General features: G+C 47.4%; 22 protein-coding genes. 1 reads left to right on the top strand and 21 read right to left on the bottom strand.

Going from position 1 to position 23,965, the window contains the following annotated elements; translation table 11 throughout:
• Positions 1-32: 32 nt before the first annotated feature.
• The 4 genes from AC0YNV_RS13600 to murB form a co-directional block, all read right to left on the bottom strand.
• A complete protein-coding gene (locus AC0YNV_RS13600; protein ID WP_210038276.1) occupies positions 33-341 on the bottom strand; it encodes a lasso peptide biosynthesis PqqD family chaperone in 309 nt (102 codons plus the stop codon).
• Positions 342-343: 2 nt separating this feature from the next.
• Positions 344-1,285 (bottom strand): aldolase, encoded by a 942-nt coding sequence (locus AC0YNV_RS13595; RefSeq protein ID WP_475768576.1) that lies wholly within the window; start codon positions 1,283-1,285, stop codon positions 344-346.
• A 222-nt stretch (positions 1,286-1,507) separates the two neighbouring features.
• Complete coding sequence (locus tag AC0YNV_RS13590; RefSeq protein WP_475768575.1) at positions 1,508-2,683, bottom strand: right-handed parallel beta-helix repeat-containing protein; 1,176 nt, start codon at positions 2,681-2,683, stop codon at positions 1,508-1,510.
• A gap of 324 nt (positions 2,684-3,007) precedes the next feature.
• Positions 3,008-3,889 (bottom strand): UDP-N-acetylmuramate dehydrogenase, encoded by an 882-nt coding sequence (gene murB, locus AC0YNV_RS13585; RefSeq protein ID WP_210038274.1) that lies wholly within the window; start codon positions 3,887-3,889, stop codon positions 3,008-3,010.
• Positions 3,890-4,241: 352 nt separating this feature from the next.
• Here murB and AC0YNV_RS13580 point away from each other — a divergent pair, with 352 nt between their 5' ends.
• Complete coding sequence (locus tag AC0YNV_RS13580; protein ID WP_475768574.1) at positions 4,242-5,495, top strand: right-handed parallel beta-helix repeat-containing protein; 1,254 nt, start codon at positions 4,242-4,244, stop codon at positions 5,493-5,495.
• Positions 5,496-5,639: 144 nt separating this feature from the next.
• Here AC0YNV_RS13580 and AC0YNV_RS13575 read toward each other — a convergent pair whose 3' ends face one another.
• The 17 genes from AC0YNV_RS13575 to AC0YNV_RS13495 all read right to left on the bottom strand — a co-directional run bounded on the left by AC0YNV_RS13575 (position 5,640) and on the right by AC0YNV_RS13495 (position 23,960).
• Positions 5,640-5,786: a paeninodin family lasso peptide gene (locus AC0YNV_RS13575; protein ID WP_210038272.1), complete on the bottom strand. Its 147-nt coding sequence runs from the start codon at positions 5,784-5,786 to the stop codon at positions 5,640-5,642.
• 197 nt (positions 5,787-5,983) lie between these two features.
• Positions 5,984-7,165 (bottom strand): nucleotidyltransferase domain-containing protein, encoded by a 1,182-nt coding sequence (locus AC0YNV_RS13570; RefSeq protein ID WP_475768573.1) that lies wholly within the window; start codon positions 7,163-7,165, stop codon positions 5,984-5,986.
• Between the two features lie 35 nt (positions 7,166-7,200).
• Positions 7,201-8,148: an aldolase gene (locus AC0YNV_RS13565; protein WP_475768922.1), complete on the bottom strand. Its 948-nt coding sequence runs from the start codon at positions 8,146-8,148 to the stop codon at positions 7,201-7,203.
• A gap of 104 nt (positions 8,149-8,252) precedes the next feature.
• On the bottom strand, positions 8,253-8,396 hold the full coding sequence (locus AC0YNV_RS13560; protein ID WP_475768572.1) for a paeninodin family lasso peptide: 144 nt from the start codon (positions 8,394-8,396) through the stop codon (positions 8,253-8,255).
• 26 nt (positions 8,397-8,422) lie between these two features.
• The gene (locus tag AC0YNV_RS13555) at positions 8,423-10,357 is read right to left on the bottom strand and encodes an asparagine synthase-related protein (RefSeq protein ID WP_210038269.1); all 1,935 of its coding nucleotides are present in this window, start codon (positions 10,355-10,357) and stop codon (positions 8,423-8,425) included.
• Complete coding sequence (locus tag AC0YNV_RS13550) at positions 10,354-11,598, bottom strand: sulfotransferase family protein (protein WP_475768571.1); 1,245 nt, start codon at positions 11,596-11,598, stop codon at positions 10,354-10,356. Before AC0YNV_RS13550 ends, AC0YNV_RS13555 begins: the two co-directional genes overlap by 4 nt.
• 158 nt (positions 11,599-11,756) lie before the next feature.
• Positions 11,757-13,094: a UDP-glucose dehydrogenase family protein gene (locus AC0YNV_RS13545; RefSeq protein ID WP_475768570.1), complete on the bottom strand. Its 1,338-nt coding sequence runs from the start codon at positions 13,092-13,094 to the stop codon at positions 11,757-11,759.
• A gap of 34 nt (positions 13,095-13,128) precedes the next feature.
• Positions 13,129-14,241 (bottom strand): hypothetical protein, encoded by a 1,113-nt coding sequence (locus AC0YNV_RS13540; RefSeq protein ID WP_475768569.1) that lies wholly within the window; start codon positions 14,239-14,241, stop codon positions 13,129-13,131.
• 10 nt (positions 14,242-14,251) lie between these two features.
• Complete coding sequence (locus AC0YNV_RS13535) at positions 14,252-15,622, bottom strand: sugar phosphate nucleotidyltransferase (protein WP_475768568.1); 1,371 nt, start codon at positions 15,620-15,622, stop codon at positions 14,252-14,254.
• Between the two features lie 79 nt (positions 15,623-15,701).
• A complete protein-coding gene (locus AC0YNV_RS13530) occupies positions 15,702-16,745 on the bottom strand; it encodes a glycosyltransferase (protein ID WP_475768567.1) in 1,044 nt (347 codons plus the stop codon).
• Positions 16,746-16,790: 45 nt separating this feature from the next.
• Complete coding sequence (locus AC0YNV_RS13525; RefSeq protein WP_475768566.1) at positions 16,791-17,828, bottom strand: NAD-dependent epimerase; 1,038 nt, start codon at positions 17,826-17,828, stop codon at positions 16,791-16,793.
• A 28-nt stretch (positions 17,829-17,856) separates the two neighbouring features.
• Positions 17,857-19,149, bottom strand: coding sequence for an oligosaccharide flippase family protein (locus tag AC0YNV_RS13520; protein WP_475768565.1), 1,293 nt, complete (start codon positions 19,147-19,149; stop codon positions 17,857-17,859).
• Complete coding sequence (locus tag AC0YNV_RS13515; protein ID WP_379113932.1) at positions 19,142-19,438, bottom strand: serine O-acetyltransferase; 297 nt, start codon at positions 19,436-19,438, stop codon at positions 19,142-19,144. The genes AC0YNV_RS13520 and AC0YNV_RS13515 overlap by 8 nt, the downstream gene beginning before the upstream one ends.
• Before the next feature lie 287 nt (positions 19,439-19,725).
• On the bottom strand, positions 19,726-21,000 hold the full coding sequence (locus AC0YNV_RS13510) for a UDP-N-acetylglucosamine 1-carboxyvinyltransferase (protein ID WP_475768564.1): 1,275 nt from the start codon (positions 20,998-21,000) through the stop codon (positions 19,726-19,728).
• A 95-nt stretch (positions 21,001-21,095) separates the two neighbouring features.
• Complete coding sequence (locus AC0YNV_RS13505; protein WP_210038259.1) at positions 21,096-22,331, bottom strand: glycosyltransferase family 4 protein; 1,236 nt, start codon at positions 22,329-22,331, stop codon at positions 21,096-21,098.
• Positions 22,328-22,888, bottom strand: coding sequence for a WcaF family extracellular polysaccharide biosynthesis acetyltransferase (locus tag AC0YNV_RS13500; RefSeq protein WP_475768563.1), 561 nt, complete (start codon positions 22,886-22,888; stop codon positions 22,328-22,330). Before AC0YNV_RS13500 ends, AC0YNV_RS13505 begins: the two co-directional genes overlap by 4 nt.
• A gap of 4 nt (positions 22,889-22,892) precedes the next feature.
• The gene (locus AC0YNV_RS13495) at positions 22,893-23,960 is read right to left on the bottom strand and encodes a glycosyltransferase family 4 protein (RefSeq protein WP_210038257.1); all 1,068 of its coding nucleotides are present in this window, start codon (positions 23,958-23,960) and stop codon (positions 22,893-22,895) included.
• Between the last annotated feature and the right edge of the window lie 5 nt (positions 23,961-23,965).

Below are 23,965 nucleotides of genomic sequence, written 5' to 3'. Positions count from 1 at the left end.
CTATTCTCCACAAGGTTGATGATCCTCTCCCATCAGATTTTGGCGCCAGACTCTTCCTCGACGCGAATCAAATCCTCTCCGCGCAGCTGCTCCAGAAAGGCAAGCACCTGTCTTTGACATTCCGATTCTTCAATATCGTATTCAGCCGTCAATATCGCAATGATGTCCGTACCTGCGGTCGGAGTCCCGATAATGTCCCAAATCCTTCCGCCTACTTGACCCAGATTATAATATTTGCCGGTTTTGACGCTCATCATCACTTTCTCTCCGTCCATATCGCTGGCCAGATTGCCTTCCACCTGGGAATAACGCTTATTCAAGATTGCGGTTGATTGATCCATGATCATCTGCTCCTTTTTTCAATCATATTTGTAATGGAGGAAACCAGTTCCTGTGCGCTGAATCCGGCCGATGGCGATGCAGAGCGGTGCAGCCTGTACATCCCGGCCTGCCTGATGATGCCGCACGATACATCAAAATGCCACGGCATCAAGCCCAGCAAGGGAACAAGAAAATTCCGATATGTATGCAAATTGAGGATGGCATACCGTTCCAGCTTCATGACAGGCTGGATCGATGACCGCTCCTCGTCCACCGGCAGCAGTTCGAACACACCTGCAAGCGGAATGGAATCGGCACAAAACCGGGAAGAAACGGGAACGGCATATTTGTCTGCTTCATAATGAAGCGAAGTGTATTTCCTGGCTTCCATGCCAAGGTTCTCGATGCTTTCCTGCCACAGCTTCTGCTGGGGATAGGAAGGAATGACTGAAGCAGTGCCCGTATCCTCCGATATGGATACCGCGATCACATCATCGCTCAGCAGCTCATACCCTTGGCTGACAAATGCCGCTGCCAGCGTCGATTTGCCCGCTCCCGATTCCCCTATAAAAGCATAGGCCTTCCCCTCGATAACGACGGCGCTGCCATGAAGCGGAAGAATATGACGCTGCATCAGCAGCGCCCCCATGCAGGTGCCGAGCAGATAAAGACGAATCATGTTAAAGGCCGCATCCGGAAAAGGGGATATAATGATCCTCTTTCCTTCCTGAACGGCAAAAATAACGGTATGGGGAATATGAAACAACACCTGTTTGTCCACAGCTGCATAATAGCTGGTATGAGGTGCTGCCTGCTCCCAGTCCTTCGACAGATCCCCGATCACAATTTCAATCTCCGGCTGCTCCTGTCCGCTCAACGGTATTAATTCCGGCAGCGGAATTTCACTGGATATCGTCAGACCAAAAGCTTTGTAGACGGTTCTCTTCTCCGTAGTCGAAATCATTTAGCCTCACCTTTACTGGAAGATTCCTATAACTCACTTATTGTATGAAAAACATATTGCTACTAATTGTATCTATTATACCTAATTAGATACGAATTGTAACCCCCTAATTTTAATTCTCATTGTTGGTTCTTTGTCATAAAAAATAAAGAGGCTGTCCAATGTCATTTTCATGACTTTGGACAACCCCTCATGGAAGGCTATTTTCATAAAACAATTTTATTATTTACTTTTTTTCACAAATATATTGTCGACATATTTGTTTTTATTAAACTCCAGGTTATTCTTCAGCTGTAAGCCCCCGGCTATTATCAAGGTCCCCTCGTCCACCGTATTTTCTTGAATCTGATGTCCGCTTCCTACCATAATGTAGATGCCTGCCGTATTAGCACCTTTGCGGGAATTGACTGCCATATTTTTAATGATTTTAATATTATTGCTGATTGCCCGGCCATTTGAGCCCGGATCTCCGGCACGAATGGTAATATTATATTGATTGTTGTATACCGTATTACCTTCGATTGAATTGGAGTCCGATCCGTTCTTAATATCAATTCCGTAATAAAAACCCGTAACCACATTATTTTTGATCAACGTCTTTTTTTCCTTTTCGAGTGTAATTCCTTGTTGATTTAACACTCCTGGCCTGTTTTCTTCAATCGTAGAGTTAATAACGGTATTATTAGCCCCCCCGCCAAACAGCGACAAATGGCCATCACCTGAATTTCGGATTGTACAGGAATCGATTAAGGAATATTTGGATGCGAGGTTAATGATTCCCGACCCCTTATTAAACTCAGTAGTCACGTTTCTTACTGTACTGTATTCCGATTTATAGACATTAATTCCCTGCGAGAAGTTCGTGAGGGACATGTTTTCGATAGAGCAGTGATCACATTCTTGGACCAGCACACCTACTCTCGATGTATAAATGCCGGATGTAGGCAGCGTATCTCCTTTTAAAATCCCGCCTTTCAGCGCTACATCATTGGTCTTGTAGATCCAGAAAACACCGTACTCATTTTGAGTTTGAGTCTGAAAGGTCGCACCTTCCATAACGATTGTCACAGGTTTTGTTATTTTTAAGGCAGAATAGCTGACTCCATAATCCGTCACAGCCTTATTTGCAATATTTTTGCTCACCTTATAGGTGCCTGGAGGAATGACGATGGTATCTCCTTTACCCGCATCATCTATCGCTGCCTGGATTGCATTCGTGTCATCATGAATACCATCACCTTTGGCATTAAAATCAGTCTTCACATTCCATGTAGCCACATTCTGAAGGACTGGATTCGCAGGGTTGGACAAGTACATATAAGCGCTGAGGCTTGCTGCACACACTACGATACAAGCAATATACCAGCGCATGGACCATAATCGCGCTTTATTGCTCACGTTATCCCCCCCTCCATCGTAAATCACAAGATGCCTCTCAATGGTCGACTGCATAATCATAACCCCCAGATAGTAGTTCTTGATGTAGTTATAATCGACATGTATCGCCTTATTTTTTACAGCGATTATGAAAATGCATCAAAAGAATCATGAATCATGTTCCTTTGAACCTTTGATGGCATCTTTCAACCTGTACATGTTCGGTTATAGGGATTATGAAAGAGAGAAGGGACATCATCTCTAGACAAGAGACATGTCCCTGAACTTGCGACAGTATTTCAAGACAATCTTCTTGGCTTGTTTAAACCGGAGCGGCTCTAAGCGCTATACAAAAATGACTTCCCGTTCCATCTCGATTCCTAATTGGCCGGCAACCGTATCTTTCATGATAGCGATTAGGCTCTTTACATCTTGCGATCTGGCATTGCCCAGATTAATGATCCAGTTGCCGTGTACAGGACTGATTTCCACATCTCCGATCCGATGCCCTTTTAAGCCTACTGCCTCGATGCATTTCCCGGGATGCGGGCCGTTTGCCGGGCTTTTGAAAGTACTTCCAACGGTTGCAACATTCATCGGAAATTTCTTTTTTCTCACATTTGCGATTTCTCTGGTAGCAAGCAGCAGATTGCTTCGGTCTGTTTCATATTCGATATTAAACTTGGCGCTTAAGATAATGGAATTGGTTCCTGTAAATCCGCTGGACCGGAAAGACAGTTGGCATTCCTCCGCCGTTTTGGTCAGACAATTCCCTTCATCATCCAAATAGGTAACGGATTGCAGAACGTCAGACAACTCCCTACCGGAACTGCCGGCATTCATCATAACAGCTCCTCCGACAGTGCCAGGGATGCTTACCATAAATTCAAAGCCTTTGATGCCCTCCTTGGCCATTGTAAAGGCTATGTTAGGCAATGTGACTCCAGCCTCTGCATAGAGGCAGTCTTGCTCAATTCTCATCTGGCCAAGCCGTTTGCCGATATGCAGCACAACACCGTCAAACCCTTCGTCGTCGACAATAATATTCGAACCGTTGCCCATCACTAGCAGGCGCATGCCCCGGTCCCTGCTTATCTTCGTTGCCAGTTGAAGTTCTTCAATGTTCTGGGGTACGATATAATACTTGCATGCCCCCCCTACAGCCATTGTCGTAATTGTTTTCATGGAAAAGTTTTCCTCAACCCTGCATGACAATCGTTGAAACATAATCTCAACTCCTATATAAGTATATTTTTAACTCTGAATGGTTTTATCCTAATTTCTTCTGGACTTTAAAAATGATACAATTAGTATCATAATGATTATATGTTACAATTAGTATCACGTCAATCCGGATGGGCAGTTGTGTTTAAATTCGACAAATTATTTTATAATGTTCTGGTGATTTACAAATAATGATACATAATGTATCTTTATTTATGTAGTGTTTGTTTATCCATCAATAGAATATGGAAGGAGATGATACCAAAAAAGCGGAATACGTCCATTATTGATGGTGGATAATAACGTTTATTTTATGTAATGGACAAGTCATCTAATTTATTGGAGGTTAGCGAATTTGAAAAGTAATCGCTTCTTAATGAGGATCAATCTACTTTCCGGGTTTCCCGCCGTTGTCATAAATACTTTCCCTGACTCAATTGTATTAGAAAGGAGGGTGCTTCAGGCAAAAAGAAAAGCAGCTCTTTTATATCTTTTCCTGCTTGCTATCGTCTGCCTGCCACTTATCGCTAACTCACTCGGCACCAACCTGACGTCCTCTCCCCTCCATACAAATCCGTCTGCGAATGATTCGAATCTAGCAGCATCAGCAGAACCTGTCAGAAACGATACCCCTAAGATTCAAAGAATGATCGACCAGGCACCAAGCGGAGGCAAAATCGTAATACCCCCGGGAGTTTATTATATAAATAAAAATCCGGAGCATGTGGTCTATACGGATTACGGGAAAAGTTACTCCGCTCTGAAGATCAGCAAACCTATTACAATCATAATGAATGACGTCATATTCAGAACAAAAACAAATGATGCATACGGGGTTTTCTGGATATTTGAAACATCTGATGTGCACTTGAAGGGTGGAAGATTTACAGGGGACGCACTGCCAACGGATGGCTCTTATGCATCCAGAATTGCCGTACTCGTCCAAGAAAGCGAAGATTGTTTAATCGAAAATATAACCATGAAAAATTTCTCGCAAGGCGTCAATTTATACAAGTCAAACAAAAGCACAGTCAGGCATGTCGTGACTGAATATAACAAAGGTTCCGGCATTATCAGTATACGATCCAAGAACTCCATCATCAGCTCCAATACAATAAGCAATTCCGGTGACGGCCATCTTTCGCTATATGGCGGAGGAGAATACAATACAGTTTCCAATAATACGGTTTCCGAGAGTCGTGCTGGCAAGAGCGATCAGCAAGGAATAACACTGGAAGCGGAAAAGTATAGTATGATTAAAGGAAATACGGTGACAGGCTTTTACTATGGCATCGATATTAAAAATGATTCCAGATACTGCAATATTACACAAAATACAGCCACGAATAACCGATATAACATCGCTCTAAGGTTGGGAGATCCCAACAGCAAACAGCTGCCTAGCCATAACATCATTATTTTCAAAAACAACGCGATGGATCCCCGTAAAGGTGGACCGAACGCCGGCATCTACGTTTCCTATGCGGGAGGCGGACATATTATACAAGGCAATACAACCAACATAGGCAAGCTGATTTATGGCAGTACAGTGATTGAAGAAGATATGCGAAACAAATTCGTTAATTTCGCATCCAATATCTTGAAATAAATCAAACAGTGGTCCTTACAGCCAAATAAAAGAGCGCCCGATCAACAGTCCGGCGCTCTTTTATTTGCGTACAGGCAAATAAGCATGAAAAAATGCCCCTATACACAAAGGTATAGGGGACTTGGACTAGCAGTTAAGTACGAATTAAGAGACCGGAGGCGTATCGGTAATATCAAGGTCACTTGGAGATACGGAGTCGATGTACTTCGAACCTTTACCCTCGAGCGTTCTGCTCACTTGCAATGTTTCCAGGGTTGGTTGTTCCCAGACATTCTTCACTTGTTGTTCCATGTTATCACCTCCTTTCATTAGCGATTTATCCGTTTGCATGCGGCTGATGGTCGCTCTCTAATTGGGATGTGATTCTATAAGTGAAATCAGACTTTCCTCCACTCTTGGCAGGAGCGGCTCTTGATAGGCCTTAATAAAGCCTGATTGATCTTCAAATGCTGAAATTCAGGTTGGGTGAGCAGATCAAGCTTCGCTTCTTATGGCGACGTCTGCTGTCTCATCCTTCGCCAGCACCACAGGAACGGCCGCAAGGGGAAGTAGAGCAGATGCAGCTGTTTGGGCAAAGGCAAGGTTTCAAGATCCCGGTTGTTGGGATACATCAAACTGACAATCAAATACCATTTTTGCGGCATGGATCTTAAGGAGAACAAGTATTTCCGGTAATAAATATCCAGGTCTTTGGGGACCGGGGACAATGTAATCATATCCTTCATAAAAACAATCGCTCCCTGTGCGAGCCTGCTTGAATGCAGACCGGCCGTGAGGGGCTTCATCTCCATCGTAATCGGCGTGTGAAACAGCTCTGCAGCTAATAGAAGAGCCTGTCCTCCCACTTGTATGGAATCATGTCTCATCATAATACGGAGGACACTGGACCAATCCAGCTCTTGCCGGACCATATGATCGATGTCTGCCAGCCAGCGCAGTCGGAACCAGCCGTGACGCGCGCCATGCAGGGCAAGAAAGAAAAACAGATCTTCATTACCTAATGTGTAAGCAAAGGGGCCGGCCTGAGAGCTGGCTCTTCTTCGTTCCCACAATTCATCAAAGGAAGGTTCCTTTCCCTTGTCGGGATTCAATCTCCAGTGCAGCTCGATCTGGATTTTGCTATCCGGATGGGTATAGGAGATATGATGAACTCTCCACTTCCAGTCACTGAGAACCCGCACTTCATCGCTGTCCAGAACGAACCCGCTTTGAAGCAAAAGCTGTTCGGCCTTCTCCACATCCTGCAGTGGCACAAGAATATCCAGATCCTTGCAGGTTCGAAGAGAGAGATCGCCATAAAGGATTTCCGATAAAACCGGTCCTTTCAGCATCAGGGAGCGGACATGCTCCTCATGGAACAGGGCGCAAACCTTATTCATTTCAGCTGTCAAATGAAGCATTTTGAATACATTGCCGGTATAGTCATGCTGCAGCGCATCCACAACCTCGGCAGGAAGCCACTGCCTATCCATCCTTTTGGTCTGAAGATAGACAGTCGGATACACACGATGATGCCTCACCAATTGGATGAATTTCTCCCAATCCACAGGTCCGGCATTTTGGAGCAGGCTTTCCTGCAGCTCCGGATCGGGATCAGCACCGGCGAATGAAAGCATAAGCATGAATTCTTTTGAAAATACACTTAAATCCAGCTTGGATGTTTTATTCATAACAAATGCTCCTTTGATCTTACGCCGCAGTCAGGTTAAATGTCATTGGCGAATTCCAACTTGCGGCTGACAAGCTGAATAATATGAGATGCCAATTCATGAGCGGTAAACCCGGCTGTAGGTCGGCGCAGCTGGAAGACTTCACAATGCTTGGCGATGGTTGCCGTGCCTGCAAAATGCCATTGCTCCAAATGCAGAAGCGAGATGAAATAACTGCGGTATGTATGAAGCAGCAGCAAGGGGAGGCGGTTCAGCATCTTAACGGGCTGAATATCCCAGGTTGCGCCTTCTGTCTTCACAAGTTCAAATACACCGCCCAATGGCACAGGCTCCGCATAAAATTTGGCAGCAACCGGTACCGCAAACTTGGTCACTTCCTCATAAAGTGGCGCGAATCCGCTGGATTCCATTCCCAGCTGGTCGATGCTTTCCTGCCATAATTTCTGCTGCGGATAAGCCGGAATAACGGTCGGTCCGTTTGCCTCGGCCAACGAGACTGCTATGACATCATCTGTCAGCAGCGGATAGCCTTGGCTGAGAAAGGCGGCAGCCAGCGTTGATTTGCCAGCTCCTGAATCGCCTACAAAAGCGTATGCCTTGCCTTCTATGACCACTGCGCTCCCATGCAGAGGCAGCAGATTCCGTTGGAACAGCAGCGCTCCCATGCAGGATCCCAGCAAATAGACGCGTATCTTTTTCTGATCCGCATCAGGCATAGGAGATACAACCACTTTGCGGCCTTCTTGAATGCTGTAGACAGCCGTACCCGGAATGTAGAAAAGCACACGCCCATCCTCGAAGATACAGAAATGGCGATCCATGGCTCGACCCTCATTCCATATAAAGGACAAATCGCCTTGTACAATTTCAACATCGATGTTTTCTGTCCGATTCGTGGAACGGATCAACTCAGGCAGCGGGATTTCACTGGTTAACCGCATACCGAAGGCTGTATAGATCGTCTTCTCGGCTGTAACCATGATCATCACCCTTCAAGGCTGGAATAAATCCTATACTTTCACGCGTATGTCAACAAGGGGCCCTTAGTCCATGGACGGCAAGAATAAGGGCCATGGGATGTTTTTCCTTAGGAAGGATCGTAGATGTCGCTGTCGGACGGGGTAACGATATCGATTATTTTTGTACCCTTGCCTTCCATCGTCAGCTTCACTTCAAGGACTTCAAGACTTGGTTCCAGCCATGATTTCTTCACATGGTTTTCCAATGCCATCACCCCCTCTCCCATCCCTTGCACAGCTACAGCCGGCTGAGAAACCGGTTGACAATCACGCTTCGCATCAGAAGTCGGATATCCGGATCGAAGGCTTCGTCCGGCCTGGGGCTGTCGCCAATCTTGGCAAGCGCCGTCCGGATCGCATCCACATTCAAAAATTCCGCTGCAAGAGGACTGCCGCACAGCTGCTGAACCTCTTCCTTGAAAGGCTTCCATACCGGGATCATACGGTGGACCCAATCCGCGCCCTGAACGCCCCGCACCCGCTGATTCAAGCGGACCTTATCCGGCAGAAGGCCTTTGGTCGCTCTACGGATCAGCGCGCGGTCCATCCCGTTCTTGACATATTGGTCAATCGGCACCGACAGGCAGAAACGGACCACTCTCGGGTCGCAGGTCGGATCCTTCTCCCAGATTGAGTATTTCAGCGAAAGCTTGGTGCCTTTCGTGCCCCGCAAATTGGCAATCATCAGACTCTCCAGATGACTTCGACGCGCTTCATTATAGTCTCTTTTCAGAAAACCGCTGAGCGCTTCGTCATGCTCCAGGAGCCTATCCACCACTTTCGTTTGCCGGGCAAATTCGGGATTGATCATGCGGGGAAGCTCAGACTCTCCTGTGGCAACCGATTGTTCCGCCACGAAAGGCCTCGCCTGCTTCCCGATCAGACGCATCAGATAGGATCGCCCGATTCCCCTGCGCTGGCTGAACATATGCAGTTCCCGGTAGAACTGCAGCCATCGCATTCTTTTCAGCAGCATGGTGTAATACTGAATCGCAGGTCCCCAAGAGATGGTCTGGTTGCCTCTAGCCCCGGTCAGGAGCATTCGGACCCCCTGCTTCGCAGCAGATTCATAAATGCCTCTGATCCAGAAGGTATTCTCGAAATATTTGTAGGGCATCTCGAGAAGCTCCAGCCAGTCGTCCACCTCCGAAATCGGACTTCTTCCGGGAAAATCCAGATAGTGGCTCTTAATATTTCCTACATGCTCCACCGTTGCCTGAATATATTCCCGCTCGTCTGCAACTCTGCCGCGAGTCGTCCAATCCTCAAAATCCGATACGGGCACGTAGCTGTACGTGTGCAAAGCTTTATTTTCCCTGGCGAGCGCGCTTGAAGCGAAGCTTGCGATCGTTCCCGAATCAAGGCCCCCGCTGAGCTTGGCGCCAACCTGGCCGTACGAGCGGATGCCCGATTGGATGGACGATTCGAACACTTCACGAAACGCTTCTTCGTATTCCTCATCCGATTTCAGGATAAGCGGCTCGGCGGGCATTACGCTTCCGTAACGCGACAGGGCAATCTGACCGTTCTTCACCGTAAGGGTATGGGCAGGCGGCAGCTGCCGGATTCCCTTATACAGGGTTGACGACGTGTCGGTTGATTCGATCATGACCGGAATGGACAAAAATTCGGCCAGCCACATCCGGTTCAATTCCTTCGACGTTCCCGGCAGCGTCTGCAGAGGGCCGATCGTCGTACAGAATGCGAACCGCTCCTGATTCTGATCAAAATAAAGCGTCCGGTTGCCGAATAAATCTCTTGCCCCGAACAGGAGCCGGTTCGCTTCATCCCAGATCATAAAGGTGAAATCGCCGATCAGATAGCCGGGAGCCTCCATTCCCCATTTGCGGTAAGCAAGCAAAATGAGATCGCTGTCGGTTAACAGCTCCTTATGGGAAATCCCGACGCGCAGCCTGCTGAGCAGCTCATTGCGGTTATCCAGAACAGCGTCCGCCGTTATCGCCAGCCTGCTCTCCGGATCATAGAAGGGCAAGCGTTCATGCACGGATTCGGGCGTCACCCACTGGGCAAGGCAGCCAAGCGAAACAGCGCCTTCCTGCCAAATACGCGTATCATCAGCGGGATAGCGCTCAAGCGATTCCATGAGATGATGAATCTCATCTGCCTTGAAATGATCATTATTGTGAGACACAATCCCAGCGATTGCACTCATCTTTTTTTACCGCCGATCAAATAGGTCGAGGCCAGATGAGACAATTGATTTCCGAATGGAATCATCGATTTCACCCGTTTTATCTTTTGCTTGGTCGCTTCCAGCTGGGATTGCAGACGTCTTTGCTCCAGATAGCTTTTTTCCAATCGCCTTTCCAGGGAACGAAGAGTAATTTGCAGCTGCAGCTGCTGCGAATTGACACTCTGCTGCAGCTCCGGCAGGGTCATTTCACTTGCAGCGCTGTCAGCGGCGTCCGTGTAATCGCTTCTCAGCTGATACCCGTCCGACCAGCTGCAGCCGGACGCGTCAATGAGCTGCTTCCTGCGCAGCTGAAGCAGTGCCGTATCAGGCTCCAGTTGAAATGTTGTACCGGTGATCCGCTGCGCTTCCTCCAGTTCCTCGGTATAGCCAAGATCGTGGAATATTTTCGCCCCGATCGCCCGGCAGTACATTTCAATTTCTTCTTTATCCAAAATTTCTTTCCAGCTGTGCAGGGAATCCAGATGCGGCTCATTATGATGAGTGACGAATGGATCGCCTACCCCCATGCTGTAATACAAATCCGATTTGGCCGTGTCCTGAAAATCGCCGTATTTCTCAAGGCCCTCTTCATACGACAAGCCGAGGAAGCTGCAAAGCTTTTGCAATTCCGCCTGCGGCCGCTTGACCATTTCTTCGTAACGCAGATGGTAGGCATATTTGCTTTTGACGGAGAAGTAATCCAAATATCGGAACAAACCCACAGTGATATCTGTCATTTTAATGTTGAAACCCGGATGCAGCAGATCTTCCTTCAGGTTGAAGCGGTCATTGACATGCTTATTCACTTTTTTATAGGAAGAGATAATGGACAATGGATTGCGGATCAGCCAGATCCTCTTGGATTGCGGGAACAACGAATCGATAAATTCAAGATTGTAATAATACCTTGGCGATTTATCGATCAGCATCTCTGCTCCGCTGCTTTGCAGCAATCCGTTATAGACTTGGAGAGAGAAAGCCCGGCTTGCATTCTCGAACGTCTGTTTCGGAAGAATGCCATGATAGAACTGCTTGATAATTCCATTGCCTCCATAGGGGCGATGCGCAGCCACCTGCAAATCGCTGAGTCCCATCAGGAACCACATCTCCTGGGTTGCAAATACCTTGCTGTGGTTTTGCAGCATCACGGTTGCCAGCGAGCTGCCGCTCCGGGGAGTACATAGTAAAAATATAAGATTATTACCACGATTGTTGATCAAGTTGATCCCCCCATAGAGCGTTTTGCTACTTAATGTTTCAATTATACACTAAATGATACATTTTGTAACTATGATTACAGCATAAATCCTCTTTTTACTAAAACTTTAGTCAAAAAGAAATTAAAAAACATTGGAATATTGCCGACGAACGGCAGCTATTAAAAAGACAGCTGCGGCGTTTGTTCTTTTACGCCGTTGTTCATGTTCGGCCGCCCTACAGAATAATAAACCAGCCCCGTATTCTCCAGTTCCTCTTCCGTATATATGTTGCGGCCGTCGATCAGGTTCGGCCTTGCGAGCCATGCCTGAATCTCTGTCGGCGAGATATTGCGGAACTCTTTCCATTCCGTCAGAACACATAGTGCATCGGCATTTTGAGCTGCGTCTTTGGCTGAATGGCAGTACTTCACCTTGGCGTGCTCAAGATTCTGCCGGAAATTATCTGTCGCGATCGGATCATACGCCTTGACAACCGCACCGCGCTGCAGCAGAGAAGTGATTATCTCAAATGCCGGCGAGTCTCTTACGTCGTCTGTCTCCGGCTTGAACGCGAGGCCCCATATGGCAATTGTCTTCCCGCTCAGATCATCCAGAATGGTTTCCAGTTTGCGGATGACATTAAACCGCTGGTCACGGTTCACCTCAACAACCGATTTCAACAATTTGAATTCATAGTCGACATGTCCGGCAATCTGGATCAGTGCCTGTGTATCTTTCGGGAAACAGGAGCCCCCATAACCGATGCCCGCTTTCAGGAACGAGGAGCCGATCCTTTTGTCATGTCCCATACCCTCGGCAACCAGCGTAACGTCGGCTCCGACCTTCTCGCAAATATTGGCGATCTCATTAATGAACGATATTTTGGTCGCCAGAAAGGCATTGGAGGCGTATTTAATCATTTCCGCGCTTCTGACATCCGTGAACAGGATTTGATCCGTCAGAGGCCTGTGCAGCTCCTCGATCATTTGACGCGCTTTATCGCTTGTTGTGCCAATAATAATGCGGTCCGGATTCATCGTATCCCGTACAGCCGATCCTTCTCTGAGAAATTCGGGTACGGATGCGATGGAGACCGGATGAAGCGAGAACTGTCTGAACTCATTTTCAATCTTTTCATTGGTGCCCACAGGTACCGTACTTTTTGTCATGATGACCTTGGGGCCCTTAATGGATAGCGCAATTTCCCTGGCCGCTCCCATAATATAAGTCAGATTGGCTTCCCCGTTTGGAAGCGATGGCGTACCGACCGCCAGAATGACGATATCGGCATGTTGTACTGCTGCGGTCAGATCTGTCGTGAAGCGCAGCCTTCCTGCTTCGGTATTCTTCTCGATCAGCTCCTTAAGTCCCGGCTCATAAATCGGAACTTCTCCCCGCTGCAGCAGTTCGATCTTCTCGCTCAATTTGTCCACGCATGTGACATCATTGCCCAAATCCGAGAAACACACACCAGATACAAGCCCAACATAACCGGTACCAATAACAGCCAGTTTCATCTTTAGCACTCTCCCACTTTGTACTGCTTCTCTTTTACATCACCAAGCCGCCTATAAAATCGCTTATATCCTGCACCGCATCCTGCGGAAATTCACTGCTTGCTTGCGTTTCACCCTGCTGACCAATGTATGCCGGAACAGGCTCCTTTATATCCACATGCTTTAACTGGCCCCATCCCATCAGACGGTAGGGGTGCCGGCCGTTCAATGCCTCAATCGTATTCCTGTCCTCGGCAAAGAGGCTGCGATCCAGCAAAATCAACGGTTTGTTCAGCATAACTGCCTCGCTTACCGTTCCCCAGCCGGGCTTGGTAATCACCATGTCCGACATGGCAACGTAATGCTGGGATTCCGTGTAACCCTCCGGTATCCGGATCACATTCGCGCGGTCGACCGCCATATTGCTCGATACGATAAAACGGCAGCTCTCATCCTCCCACAGGGACAATTCGGAAAGATCATCGACCGTTATGCTCATTCCAAGTGCAAAGAAGACAATCATTCCGGAGCGGTCAGGCTGTATCACCTTGCGGAGCCTGTCTAGTTCCTTATCGTCGGACCGGCGGCAAAAGAAATCCGTTCTGATTCCGCCGTGGCGTCCCCAAGGGGGTTCATTCCCGGAGCCTGGCAGGGCAATAAAATAATCCATTTGCGAATATGCCTCGTATAGCGGTTCGAGAAGCGGTTCATTCAACATCTGTTTGTAAGCTGTAAACCAAGTAAAATTAGACAAGCCGACGGTTCTTACGTTTACTAGATTTGCAGCCAACAAAGGGATTGGTGAAATATCCGAAATGACCAGGCTCACCTTATTTTGCCGGAGAAACATGCATTCCCTGTCCACTTCCTCAGGGAATGCAGCGATGTATCGCGTATATTGCAGCTTCAGCAGCTCAAGATCAGGTTCAATGGAGCCCGCCTTCAGGCAGTAGCCGAGGTCGCTGGCGGCAGAGCGGTATTCAATCTCCGCTTCGCGGCAGTCCTTCAACGATTCCTTTATAAATCCAAGCGATCGGGAAGAGCAGACAATCAGTCTGAGCCTCGTTTGCGACTGCTTCGCCAGCCTGCGGATAACGGCTATGCTGCGCGCGGCATGGCCATACCCATAATCAGAAATATAGTAACAAATTGTTATCATAAAAGCCATGGACCTTTCCTTACAGCTTGATGCAGTGCTCCGTCACTTCGTCCCATGTCGTGTAGATCTCAACCACCTGATTGACATCCTGCTCAACGCCGCTCTGCACCACGATAATTTCCAGCTCCGAGATGGCGCGGACACTATGCAGGGTTTTCATTGGGATGTGAAGCACGTTGCCCGCCTGAACCTGCATGAAATTGCCGTTCTGGACGAATTCACCCTCGCCCTTGACAATCGTCCACACTTCCTCCCTGTTGGAATGAAGCTGATAGCTCAGGTTCTTGCCCGACTTGATGCAGACGCGCTTGGTGAGCACACAGCGGCCGTTCTCGTATTTCTGGTCATCCAGAATGCGGTGCCAGCCCCACTGCCTTTCCTCGTACATCGGTCCTTGATCGTAATTGATGAAATCCTTAATGCGCGGGCTTGCGCTCTTGTCCGTAACCAGAATGCCGTCCGGGCTGACAGCAACAACAACGTTGGACAAGCCGAGAATGGATACCGGGATATCAATTTCATTGATCAGATGCGTATTCTCGCAGTCATGACTGATCGTGCCCCAGCCGATCTGATTGTTCTTCATCTCTTCCGTCAGTGTATTCCAGGTGCCCAGGTCCTTCCAATATCCCTCATAAGGCAGGACGACGATATTGGCCGCTTTTTCCACCACTTCATAATCAAAGCTGATTTTCGGCATCGTATTGTACTGCTTCGCCAGCTCCTCATAATGAATGGAATGACCCCTCTGCTCCAGCAGTTGGATGACATAGCCAAGCTTGAAAGCAAACACGCCGCAGTTCCATAAGGCATGCTCCCTGATCAGCTCTTCCGCGTATTCCTCCGTAGGCTTCTCCAGGAAGCGGCTGACCGTACGGTAGTCGGAAGTGTCCGTATCCTGCTCCTCAGGTATGATATAGCCGTATTTCGATGAGGGGTAGGTCGGCCGGACACCGATCAGCGCAAGATCGGCATCCGAAGAACGAAGCACCGTCTCCAGCTGTTTCACGGATTCGAAGAAATGATTTTCGACAAAAGGATCGACAGGCAAAATCGCGATGACCTCATCCAGACTGACGCCCTGAAATGAATAAAGATACGTGGCAGCCAAGGCAATGGCGGCGAACGTATCTCTTCGTTCAGGCTCTATGATCAAAGGCACGTCAGAGCTGATCTGACTTTGCATCATTTCGATCTGCGATTTGCTGGTGGCGATATAACTGGAGTCTCCCAGGCCATTGGCCTTGATCTGGCTCCAGACCCTCTGGACCATGGATACCATTTGGTCATCGTCGTTTTCCAGCACCTTTAGAAATTGCTTCGACCTTGCATCATTGGATAAGGGCCATAAGCGTTTTCCGGAACCTCCGGACAACAGAACCAGTTTCATCCTAACACTTCCCTTCTTCCAGTACTGTTCAGGCAGTTTGCTTCTGCGGCTCATACTTATAGATCCGAATGTTGCGATCTTACATTTTCTTCAATTCGCCTGATTCGCCGAACACTACTGATGTCCGCTTGCTTTCCGCATCGGAAATGGTGGACTTCCTTTGATGTCCTTTCATCCGGCTTAATAAATGAAAGGTCAAATTTTGAATGATTTTACTTTTTCGCAGCAGAGCCAGCAGCATGATAGAGATAATATTGTTAACCGTCCATTTTTCTTTCACGCTTAGCTCATTAAAATAAGAAGACCCTTCTAAATCCTTTTGCGTTAATGAAATAATCGAAAGTCTCCAAAAAATTAATGAAAGTCTCTTCGTTCTTCCTCTGTATAAAGCACAATATACGCCGTGAGATTGAATAATATCTTTTTTTCCGTTCGACTGCTGATCAAAACATTGCCGCGCAATTTCCGCAAAATACATTTGCATGGAAATTTTACTGGAAGAGGCGCTGACGCCATCTGACAATGTATATCTTGTATATAAGACCTCGGGTACCACTGCAAAGTCTGTGTGTAAACTCATTCTTAGCCACAAATCATAATCCTGAGCGAATTTAAAATAATCCCGATATCCGCCTGATTTATCATAGACGCTTTTTCTAAACATCACTTCACCATGCAAAAATATGTTTTTATGGAGAAGTTGTTTTGAAATTCCTGCCTTTTCGTCGATGACAGGCTTGCTGATCATGAAACTGTTATTTACAACATTCTCATTTGCAACATGACATCCTACTACTCCAATTTCAGGTCTGTCTGTCAACACCTTAACCTGTTTCTCGATTCTTTCCGGTAATGAGATGTCTCCCGACCCGTGTATTGCGATGATATCATGTGAGGCACAACTAACCGCCTTCATAATAGACTTCACGAACCCTTGATTAGGATGTGAAATAATCTTCAGTCTCGAATCGGTGAAGGAATGCATTACTTCCAATGTGTTGTCTGTAGATCCATCATCAACAGCGATGATTTCAATGTCGGAATAGGTTTGATCCAACAGGCTCTGAATCGATGCTATAACATGCTCAGCCCTATTGTAGTAAATGGTAACGATCGATACCACTATTCAACACCTCGTTTAACATGGTTGGCCTGAAATCAGATGTTATTATTTGGAGGAAATGCCATTTTCACTTTTTACGTCGTAATACTGCAAATACCAATCAAGAAATTTATCTAAGCCTTCTTCAATTGAAGTTTGAGGTTTAAAGTCAATTTCTCTCACCAAGGCATCCACGTCCGCATAAGTCTCATGGACATCGCCAGGCTGCATCGGAAGATATTCCTTGTTTGCTGTTCTATCAAGCTTCTTCTCAATGACAGAAATAAAATGTTTCAATTCCACTGGATTATTGTTTCCTATATTATAAATCCTGTATGGGGCTGTGCTTGTGCTTGGATCAGGATTATCGCTGTTCCAATGCGGATTTGGTTCGGCCTTTTTGTCAATAAGCTTCACAATTCCATCGACAATATCATCAATATAGGTGAAGTCGCGTTTCATATTGCCGTGGTTGAATACTTTTATTGTTTCGTTGTTTAAAATGGCTTTAGTGAAGGAGAAATACGCCATATCAGGTCTGCCCCACGGCCCGTATACCGTAAAGAAACGAAGGCCGGTTGTCGGCAATTTATACAAATGGCTGTAAGTGTGAGCCATAAGCTCATTCGCTTTTTTCGTTGCTGCATACAAGCTTACAGGATGGTCTACGTTATGTGTTACAGAAAATGGCATTTGGGTGTTTGCACCGTATACCGAGCTTGAAGACGCATAGATCAGATGTTCAGCTTTATAATGCCTGCATGCTTCCAGGATGTTCATAAAACCCGTCAGGTTGGAATCGATATATGCCCTTGGGTTTGTGATACTGTAGCGGACTCCCGCTTGCGCCGCCAAATGCACCACCACCGAGACTTCATGCTGCTTGAAAATCTCCTCAATCTGCTCGTAGTTCTCCAGCTGGCACAAATAGAATTTGAACTGACTATGCTGCTTTAATAGCTCCAGTCTGGACTGCTTCAGAGCTGGATCGTAATAATTGTTGATACTGTCTAACCCAATGACTTCGCAGCCCTCACTTAATAGTTTGTTGGCCAGATGAAATCCGATAAAACCAGCTGCTCCGGTAACCAATATTTTAGCCATTCGTTCCACCTGCTTTCTTCAGCTGCTGTTACCTCTTCAGGTCGCTCCGCTTAATAATAAGCAAATCCTTGATTTTAACACCGGTATTGCGCGAATATATGACCAAGAACAAAAGACCTCCGATAACATAACTAATTGAAGATGCCATTGCTGTTCCGTTAATATTGTAAAGCGGAATGAAAATGAAATTTAAAACAACATTCAGGATTAGCGGAAGAATATATGCTGCCAAGGCAAAAAGCGGTTTCCCACGTCCTGCAAGATCAGCATTCAGCACTTTAAAGAAAAACATAATAAAGATGCCTGGAAGAAGCAGCCTGATCACTTGCGCAGCATCGGCAAACTCTTTCCCATACAGGATATTAACAATAACTGATGAAAATAAAGCAATAAATACACATACCGCCAAAGCCACAGGAAGGAGCATTCGCAGCAGTTTAGCCGCTCTGTTAATAGCCTCCTGTTCTGTTTTGCTGTTGGCGCTTTTGGCGAAGAGCACCATTCCGACCGCTGCAGGAAGCTGCCAGATCAATTCAGCCAGTACGGTTCCAACGGTAAAAATGCCAATGGATCTTACATCCGAGAATTGTTCCAGCATCATAATGTTTATTCGATAATTTAGCTGCAGTACGAACAGCGCTAAGGCATAGGCGATACCTTTCTTTATAAACTGAACAGGAATTCCCTTAATATATCCGATCTGAAACGGCGCCAGTTTTCTGACCATCAGATAGGATTGAACTGCAATCATAAGGGCAAGCAAGAAATTCACAAGTGTTGCTCCTAGTATGTCAAGACGCAAAAGACCAACCAGAACAACAACAAATGTAATATTGAGCCCTGTATTCCACAGCTCCAAATTGTTAATGTTACCGATTCTGTCTTTTCCTTGCAGGATTCCATTCGTATATCTGGTGAACAGGGTAAATGGAACACTTAGCAAAGCAATCAACAACAGCGTCCCGCTGTACTTCCCATAATAAAACAAACCATAATATCCGGAAACAATCAACAAGGAAATAATCGACATAACGATCCATATCAAATATGTCGTTTTAATAATATCAGTGAACTCATGGGTTTTCTGTCCGACAAAATAGGCCGTAGCCTGCCGGACGCCAAGATCGGCGATCGTGAACATCAGCGTAGGCACCAGAAAAATGACGGTTACAACGCCTCTGCCCTCGGCGCCCAGAAATCTGGCAAGCAAAACAGAGATCAGAAATCCGCCGAAAAGCGTAACTCCCCTCGTCAGAACAGTAGTGATAATATCTTTTACCGTCTTTGACGATATGCGGCGCGCTGTTGCTAATTCAACCAATTTTATCAACTCTTTTTTCAATAATTTTAGCAGGTACGCCCACCGCTACCGCATTCGGGGGAACATCCTTGGTGACGACGGCATTAGCGCCGATTACAGCATTTCTCCCTATCGTTACATTGCCGATAATTTTTGCACCGGCATAGATCGTCACATGATCCTCAATGATCGGGTAGCTTCTGCTCAGCCCCGGCTTGCCGTGACTTCCCAGCGTGACCTGTTGAAAGATCGTAACATTGTCGCCGATCATCACATCCTCCCCGATCACAACGCCAGTAGGATGCGGCATCTTGAGATTTCTGCCGATCTTCGAGCGCTCGGAGATATGACAGTGGAACATGACTTTGCAAAAATAAGAAAAGATCAGCATCAACACCTTATGAAGCTTCGATTGATGCTGAAAGTAAGTGATATGTCTGTAAAGGAACAGCACTTGAAAATTTATAGAAAAGAAGAAAGTGATCAGCTTTGCCTTCCTGGATCCTGAATTCGCACAATCCTGCAAATCCTGCCTGACCCGGCTTCGGAGATCACGAAATGTATGTTTTCCGTTCACATGGATTCCTCGGTTCCGTATTAGGACTGTTGGCTCTCAATGTTCGCGCCCAGCTGCTGCAGCTTGCTCACAATGTTCTCATAGCCGCGTTCAATCTGGCTGACATTGCTGATCACCGTCGTGCCTTCGGACACCAGAGCCGTGAGGATGCAGGATGCGCCTCCCCGGAGATCAGTCGCCTTCACTTCCGCACCCTTAAGCGGACGGCCGCCTTCAACGATTGCCGTATTTCCGAAGGAGTGTACGCTTCCTCCGAACTTCTTCAGCTCGTCGATATATTTGAAGCGCTCCGTGAACCGCAGATCGGTGATGGTGCTTTTCCCGTCTACCACGAATGCGAGGGCCGCGAAGATCGGCTGCATATCGGAATTGATTCCCGGATAAGGGGCCGTGAACAAATCGAACGAGCGCTTCGCTTTCTTGCCGGAAGCATATACCGAGCCGCCCCACTCGAATACGTCAATGCCGATTTCCTTCAGGAGCCTGGCGTCTTCTTTGATGAAATCCAGCGAGAAGTCGGGAATGCAGATTTCGCCTCCCGTCATCGTCGAAGCGATGATGTAGGTGACCGCCTCATCCCATCCGGGCATGACCGAATAGCGGATACCGCCTTTGATGGATTTGGCGCCTTTGATCTGGACGACCCGGTTGGAGCATTCCACATCCGCCCCCATCAGGTTGAGCAGCTTGGCAAGCTCCATAATTTCTGGACGCGTGTTGGCATTGAGAATGGTTGTTTCGCCATCTGCGATAGCAGCAGCGATCATGATATTCTCCGTCCCCGAAGTCGTTGGCAGGTAGAATTCAATTTCAGCCCCGATATTCCCTGATGAGGCGATATGGATTCCCTCATCCGTTTCCTCCACGGCGGAGCCAAGCTTGCTGAGCCCCAGAAGATGCAGATCATATTTGCGGTCACCAATTTTGCAGCCGCCCGGCATCGGCAGCAGCAGTTCGGACTTCAGCGCCGACGCCAGCCCGAGAAGCAGCAGCGAGTAACGGATTTCGCTTGCGACGGGGTTAATGCTGCCGCTTGGAAAGGCGCCTCTCGCACATGATACCGTTGTGCCGTCGACTTGAATCTCCGCCCCGGCTTCCTTGAGAACCTGAATCAAAATCTTCACGTCCCGCAGCTCTACCGGTACGTTGTCCAGTATGGTAGGCTCTTCGCCCAGGCAAGCCGCTGCGATCATCGGAAGCGCCGCATTCTTGGCACCCGACAGCTTTACCGTTCCCGACAGCACATTCCCTCCTGTCACTGCAAAGGTTTTGGTTTGAGTCATTGTCGTTATCATGTCTGAACACTCCCTATCCAAGGTTTTTTATATATAGGTAAACCATTAAAACACGACTCGTACATGTTCAATAACGGACTTTTTGTCAACCGCTATTACATCGACAGAAGCAGCTTCCTGTATTTCTCCAACGACAGATCCCTTCGCAAATGCTGCTCCAGGTAGGCTCTGCCGCGTGCGCCGGTCGCTTCCAGCTCGCGCCGGTCGAGATGATACAGGACATTCAGCTGCCTGATCGTTTCCTCGTAATCCTGCGGTTCGGCCACGACGCCGCAGCCGCTTTTTTCAATCAGCCGGTGAGCCTCGCTGCCGCTCTCCAGAACACCCAGCACGGATTTCCCTGCGGCCATGACGCCATAAATTTTACTTGGAACGGATACGCCTTTTATTCCCTTTTGATTCACGACCATATGAACATCAGCCGCGTTAAGCGAATATTTCAGATTTTCTATCGGCTGATAGGGGAGAAAATAGACCTGCTCCAGGCTGTTCTCCTGCACGAACTGCTGCATCTGCTTCTTGACTGCCCCCTCACCGATAAATACAAAGACAAGATCCTTCTTGTCCTTGAATTCCTTGGTGATCTTGATCACATTCTCCAGGTCGTAATAGAGGCCCAGATTTCCCGAGTACATCACAATAAACTTATCCTGCCAGCCGTTCTCCGCAATAAACTCGGCGACCTTGGGATGCTTCTTGGACAGCGGGATAATTTCCTGTTCGTTCGTCCAGTTGTTGATCACTGTATTCTCTGTGACCTTCTGGTCGGCGAAACGCCTCATCAGCGTCTCCTGCATATCCTGGCCTACAGTAATGATGTGATCCGCATATTTGCAATTCAGCGTATCCATCCACCTTGCCGCCTTGAAGAGCTGCTTGCTCTTGGAGAACCCTACTGCCTCGGCCTGTTCAGGATTGAAATCCTGAATGTTATAAATATGCTTCGCTCTTTTGAAAAATTTTCCGAGCGATCCAATCAACCCGCCCAGTATCGGCGGCTGGGAGATGGTATAAATAAAATCAAGATTCTTCTGGCGCAGAACCAGAATATTGGCATAAAAAAAGTAGGTTGTAATAAAGCGCAGCCTACTTAACTTGTTTTGTTTATCAACCTTGGGGAGCTTGATCCGAATGATGCTGATATTCTCCAGCTTGTCATGGGTGATCCGCTTGCTTTCCTCATTCTTCTCCCCCGCGTACCCAGGCTGCGCGGCAATAACGGTTATATTGAAGTCATGCTGGATGTGCAGGCATAATTCCGTCAGCAGTTGACCGGTTGAAGCGTAATCCGGATAGAAATAATTAATGACAAACACAATATTACGCTTCATGCCATAACCTCTTTCATTATTCGTTCTTTCAAGTACTTCGCAGGGTACCCGACATGAATCTCGCCTGCCGGTATATCCTTCATCACCGTGCTCCGCGCTCCCGCCACGCCGAGCTCATAGACCGTTACGCCGGGGCAAACGAACACATCGCTCGCAATCCATGCTCCATCCTTGATCACAATGGGCTTTACGATCAGTCCGAAAGCAGGATCATTAAGCTTATGGCTCCCGGTGCACAAGTACGAATGCTGCGAGATCACGCAGTTGCTGCCGACGATGATCTCGTCAAGGCTGTAGAACTCGACGTCATCGCCGATCCAGGAATGATCGCCAATGCTCACTTTCCAGGGATAGGTGAATTTGGCCGTCGGCCTGACTCTTACGTCGATACCAATCTTCGCTCCGAACAAACGCAAGAGGCGGTTTCTGAACCCGTACATATTATGCAGCGAGAATCTGAACACCGTGCCCTGCACGAACCACCATAGAAGCACAACAACGCCGCTGCGTCCCCGTGAATACCACGATTGATCATATTTTGACAAGTCCACATTCATCGGTTCAGACCTCATCCATTATGACTTCCAGCCGGTTGATATAATCAATTTCCTTGAAGTTCTTCAGCGTCTTGCTTCTGTTCTCGCGGGCAAAAGCAGTAAGCTGGCTCCGGTCCGCAAGCAGGCCGGTTATAGCGGAAGCAAGCGCGTCGGGATTTTGCGGTTGTACCAGAAAACCATTATGGGAAGTTACGATATCAGGAATGCCTGCATGCTTGGTCGAAATAATGGTCAGTCCGTTTCCCATCGCTTCGATAATGGAAATCGGCTGCCCCTCGTTCGGGTAATAAGTAGGTAGTGCAAACACGTCACATCGAGCGAGCAGTTCTTTCTTGCTTTCCCCTGCCACGATTCCGTAATATCGAACCGAATTTTCTAATTGATGGTGTTTTACAAAATCAAAGAATTCCTTCTCATCCTGTGCGTTATAAAATTTTCCGGCAAAATGAAAATGGACCGGATTGTCCTTGAGCTGCCTGGCTGCAAGCAGCAAATCGAAATATCCCTTGCTCTTAATAAAATTGCTCAAATAAAGGACGTCCAGCTGCTCTTTGCCTGCTGACAGCTGATTCAGCTTAGCTTCAAACTCCGTCTCGCTCAGCAAAACATCATCCTCAATGCAATTCTCGCAAACCCTGATCTGCTCCGGACTAAGCAGCCCTGCGAACAAATCCCGGAGACCGTCGCTCAGAACAATCATAATATCGATCCGCGACAGCAGTTTCCGGTTCATCATTCTCTGAACGGGGTTGAACTGCTTGTACAGCTCCTTGTAGTAGCCGCCGTGGTAATGGATAACCACTCTTTTCTTCTTGCGCAGCAGCCGCCATAATATGAACATATCTCGAAGATTGCCCATCTTGGTTTGGGAGATGGTGAAATAATAAATATCAACATCGATGCTCTCCACCTTGTTGATATGCGCTGCGATTTTTTTATTATCCTTGATATCAACATACGAGAGATCATACTTCTCATTGAACAGCTTGGAATTAATAATGGTTTGCAGCGCCTTGGACAACCCATGCACCGGCGGTGGAAGCTGGCCAACCAAGCAAATTCTTTTCATCATTTTCA

It is taken from the genome of Paenibacillus sp. JT31N11 (assembly GCF_056269285.1).
This window is presented reverse-complemented; position numbering and strand designations above follow the sequence as displayed.

Excerpts from the sequence above, each read along its gene's own strand:
- AC0YNV_RS13500 (WP_475768563.1), bottom strand. The coding sequence starts at position 22,888 with ATGAATGTGGACTTGTCAAAATATGATCAATCGTGGTATTCACGGGGA.
- AC0YNV_RS13505 (WP_210038259.1), bottom strand. The coding sequence starts at position 22,331 with ATGAAGCGTAATATTGTGTTTGTCATTAATTATTTCTATCCGGATTAC.
- AC0YNV_RS13570 (WP_475768573.1), bottom strand. The coding sequence starts at position 7,165 with ATGAATAAAACATCCAAGCTGGATTTAAGTGTATTTTCAAAAGAATTC.
- AC0YNV_RS13560 (WP_475768572.1), bottom strand. The coding sequence starts at position 8,396 with ATGGCATTGGAAAACCATGTGAAGAAATCATGGCTGGAACCAAGTCTT.
- AC0YNV_RS13555 (WP_210038269.1), bottom strand. The coding sequence starts at position 10,357 with ATGAGTGCAATCGCTGGGATTGTGTCTCACAATAATGATCATTTCAAG.
- murB (WP_210038274.1), bottom strand. The coding sequence starts at position 3,889 with ATGTTTCAACGATTGTCATGCAGGGTTGAGGAAAACTTTTCCATGAAA.
- AC0YNV_RS13495 (WP_210038257.1), bottom strand. The coding sequence starts at position 23,960 with ATGATGAAAAGAATTTGCTTGGTTGGCCAGCTTCCACCGCCGGTGCAT.
- AC0YNV_RS13595 (WP_475768576.1), bottom strand. The coding sequence starts at position 1,285 with ATGATTTCGACTACGGAGAAGAGAACCGTCTACAAAGCTTTTGGTCTG.
- AC0YNV_RS13515 (WP_379113932.1), bottom strand. The coding sequence starts at position 19,438 with ATGCCGCATCCTACTGGCGTTGTGATCGGGGAGGATGTGATGATCGGC.
- AC0YNV_RS13575 (WP_210038272.1), bottom strand. The coding sequence starts at position 5,786 with ATGGAACAACAAGTGAAGAATGTCTGGGAACAACCAACCCTGGAAACA.
- AC0YNV_RS13600 (WP_210038276.1), bottom strand. The coding sequence starts at position 341 with ATGGATCAATCAACCGCAATCTTGAATAAGCGTTATTCCCAGGTGGAA.
- AC0YNV_RS13540 (WP_475768569.1), bottom strand. The coding sequence starts at position 14,241 with ATGGCTTTTATGATAACAATTTGTTACTATATTTCTGATTATGGGTAT.
- AC0YNV_RS13525 (WP_475768566.1), bottom strand. The coding sequence starts at position 17,828 with ATGGCTAAAATATTGGTTACCGGAGCAGCTGGTTTTATCGGATTTCAT.
- AC0YNV_RS13545 (WP_475768570.1), bottom strand. The coding sequence starts at position 13,094 with ATGAAACTGGCTGTTATTGGTACCGGTTATGTTGGGCTTGTATCTGGT.
- AC0YNV_RS13535 (WP_475768568.1), bottom strand. The coding sequence starts at position 15,622 with ATGAAACTGGTTCTGTTGTCCGGAGGTTCCGGAAAACGCTTATGGCCC.
- AC0YNV_RS13510 (WP_475768564.1), bottom strand. The coding sequence starts at position 21,000 with ATGATAACGACAATGACTCAAACCAAAACCTTTGCAGTGACAGGAGGG.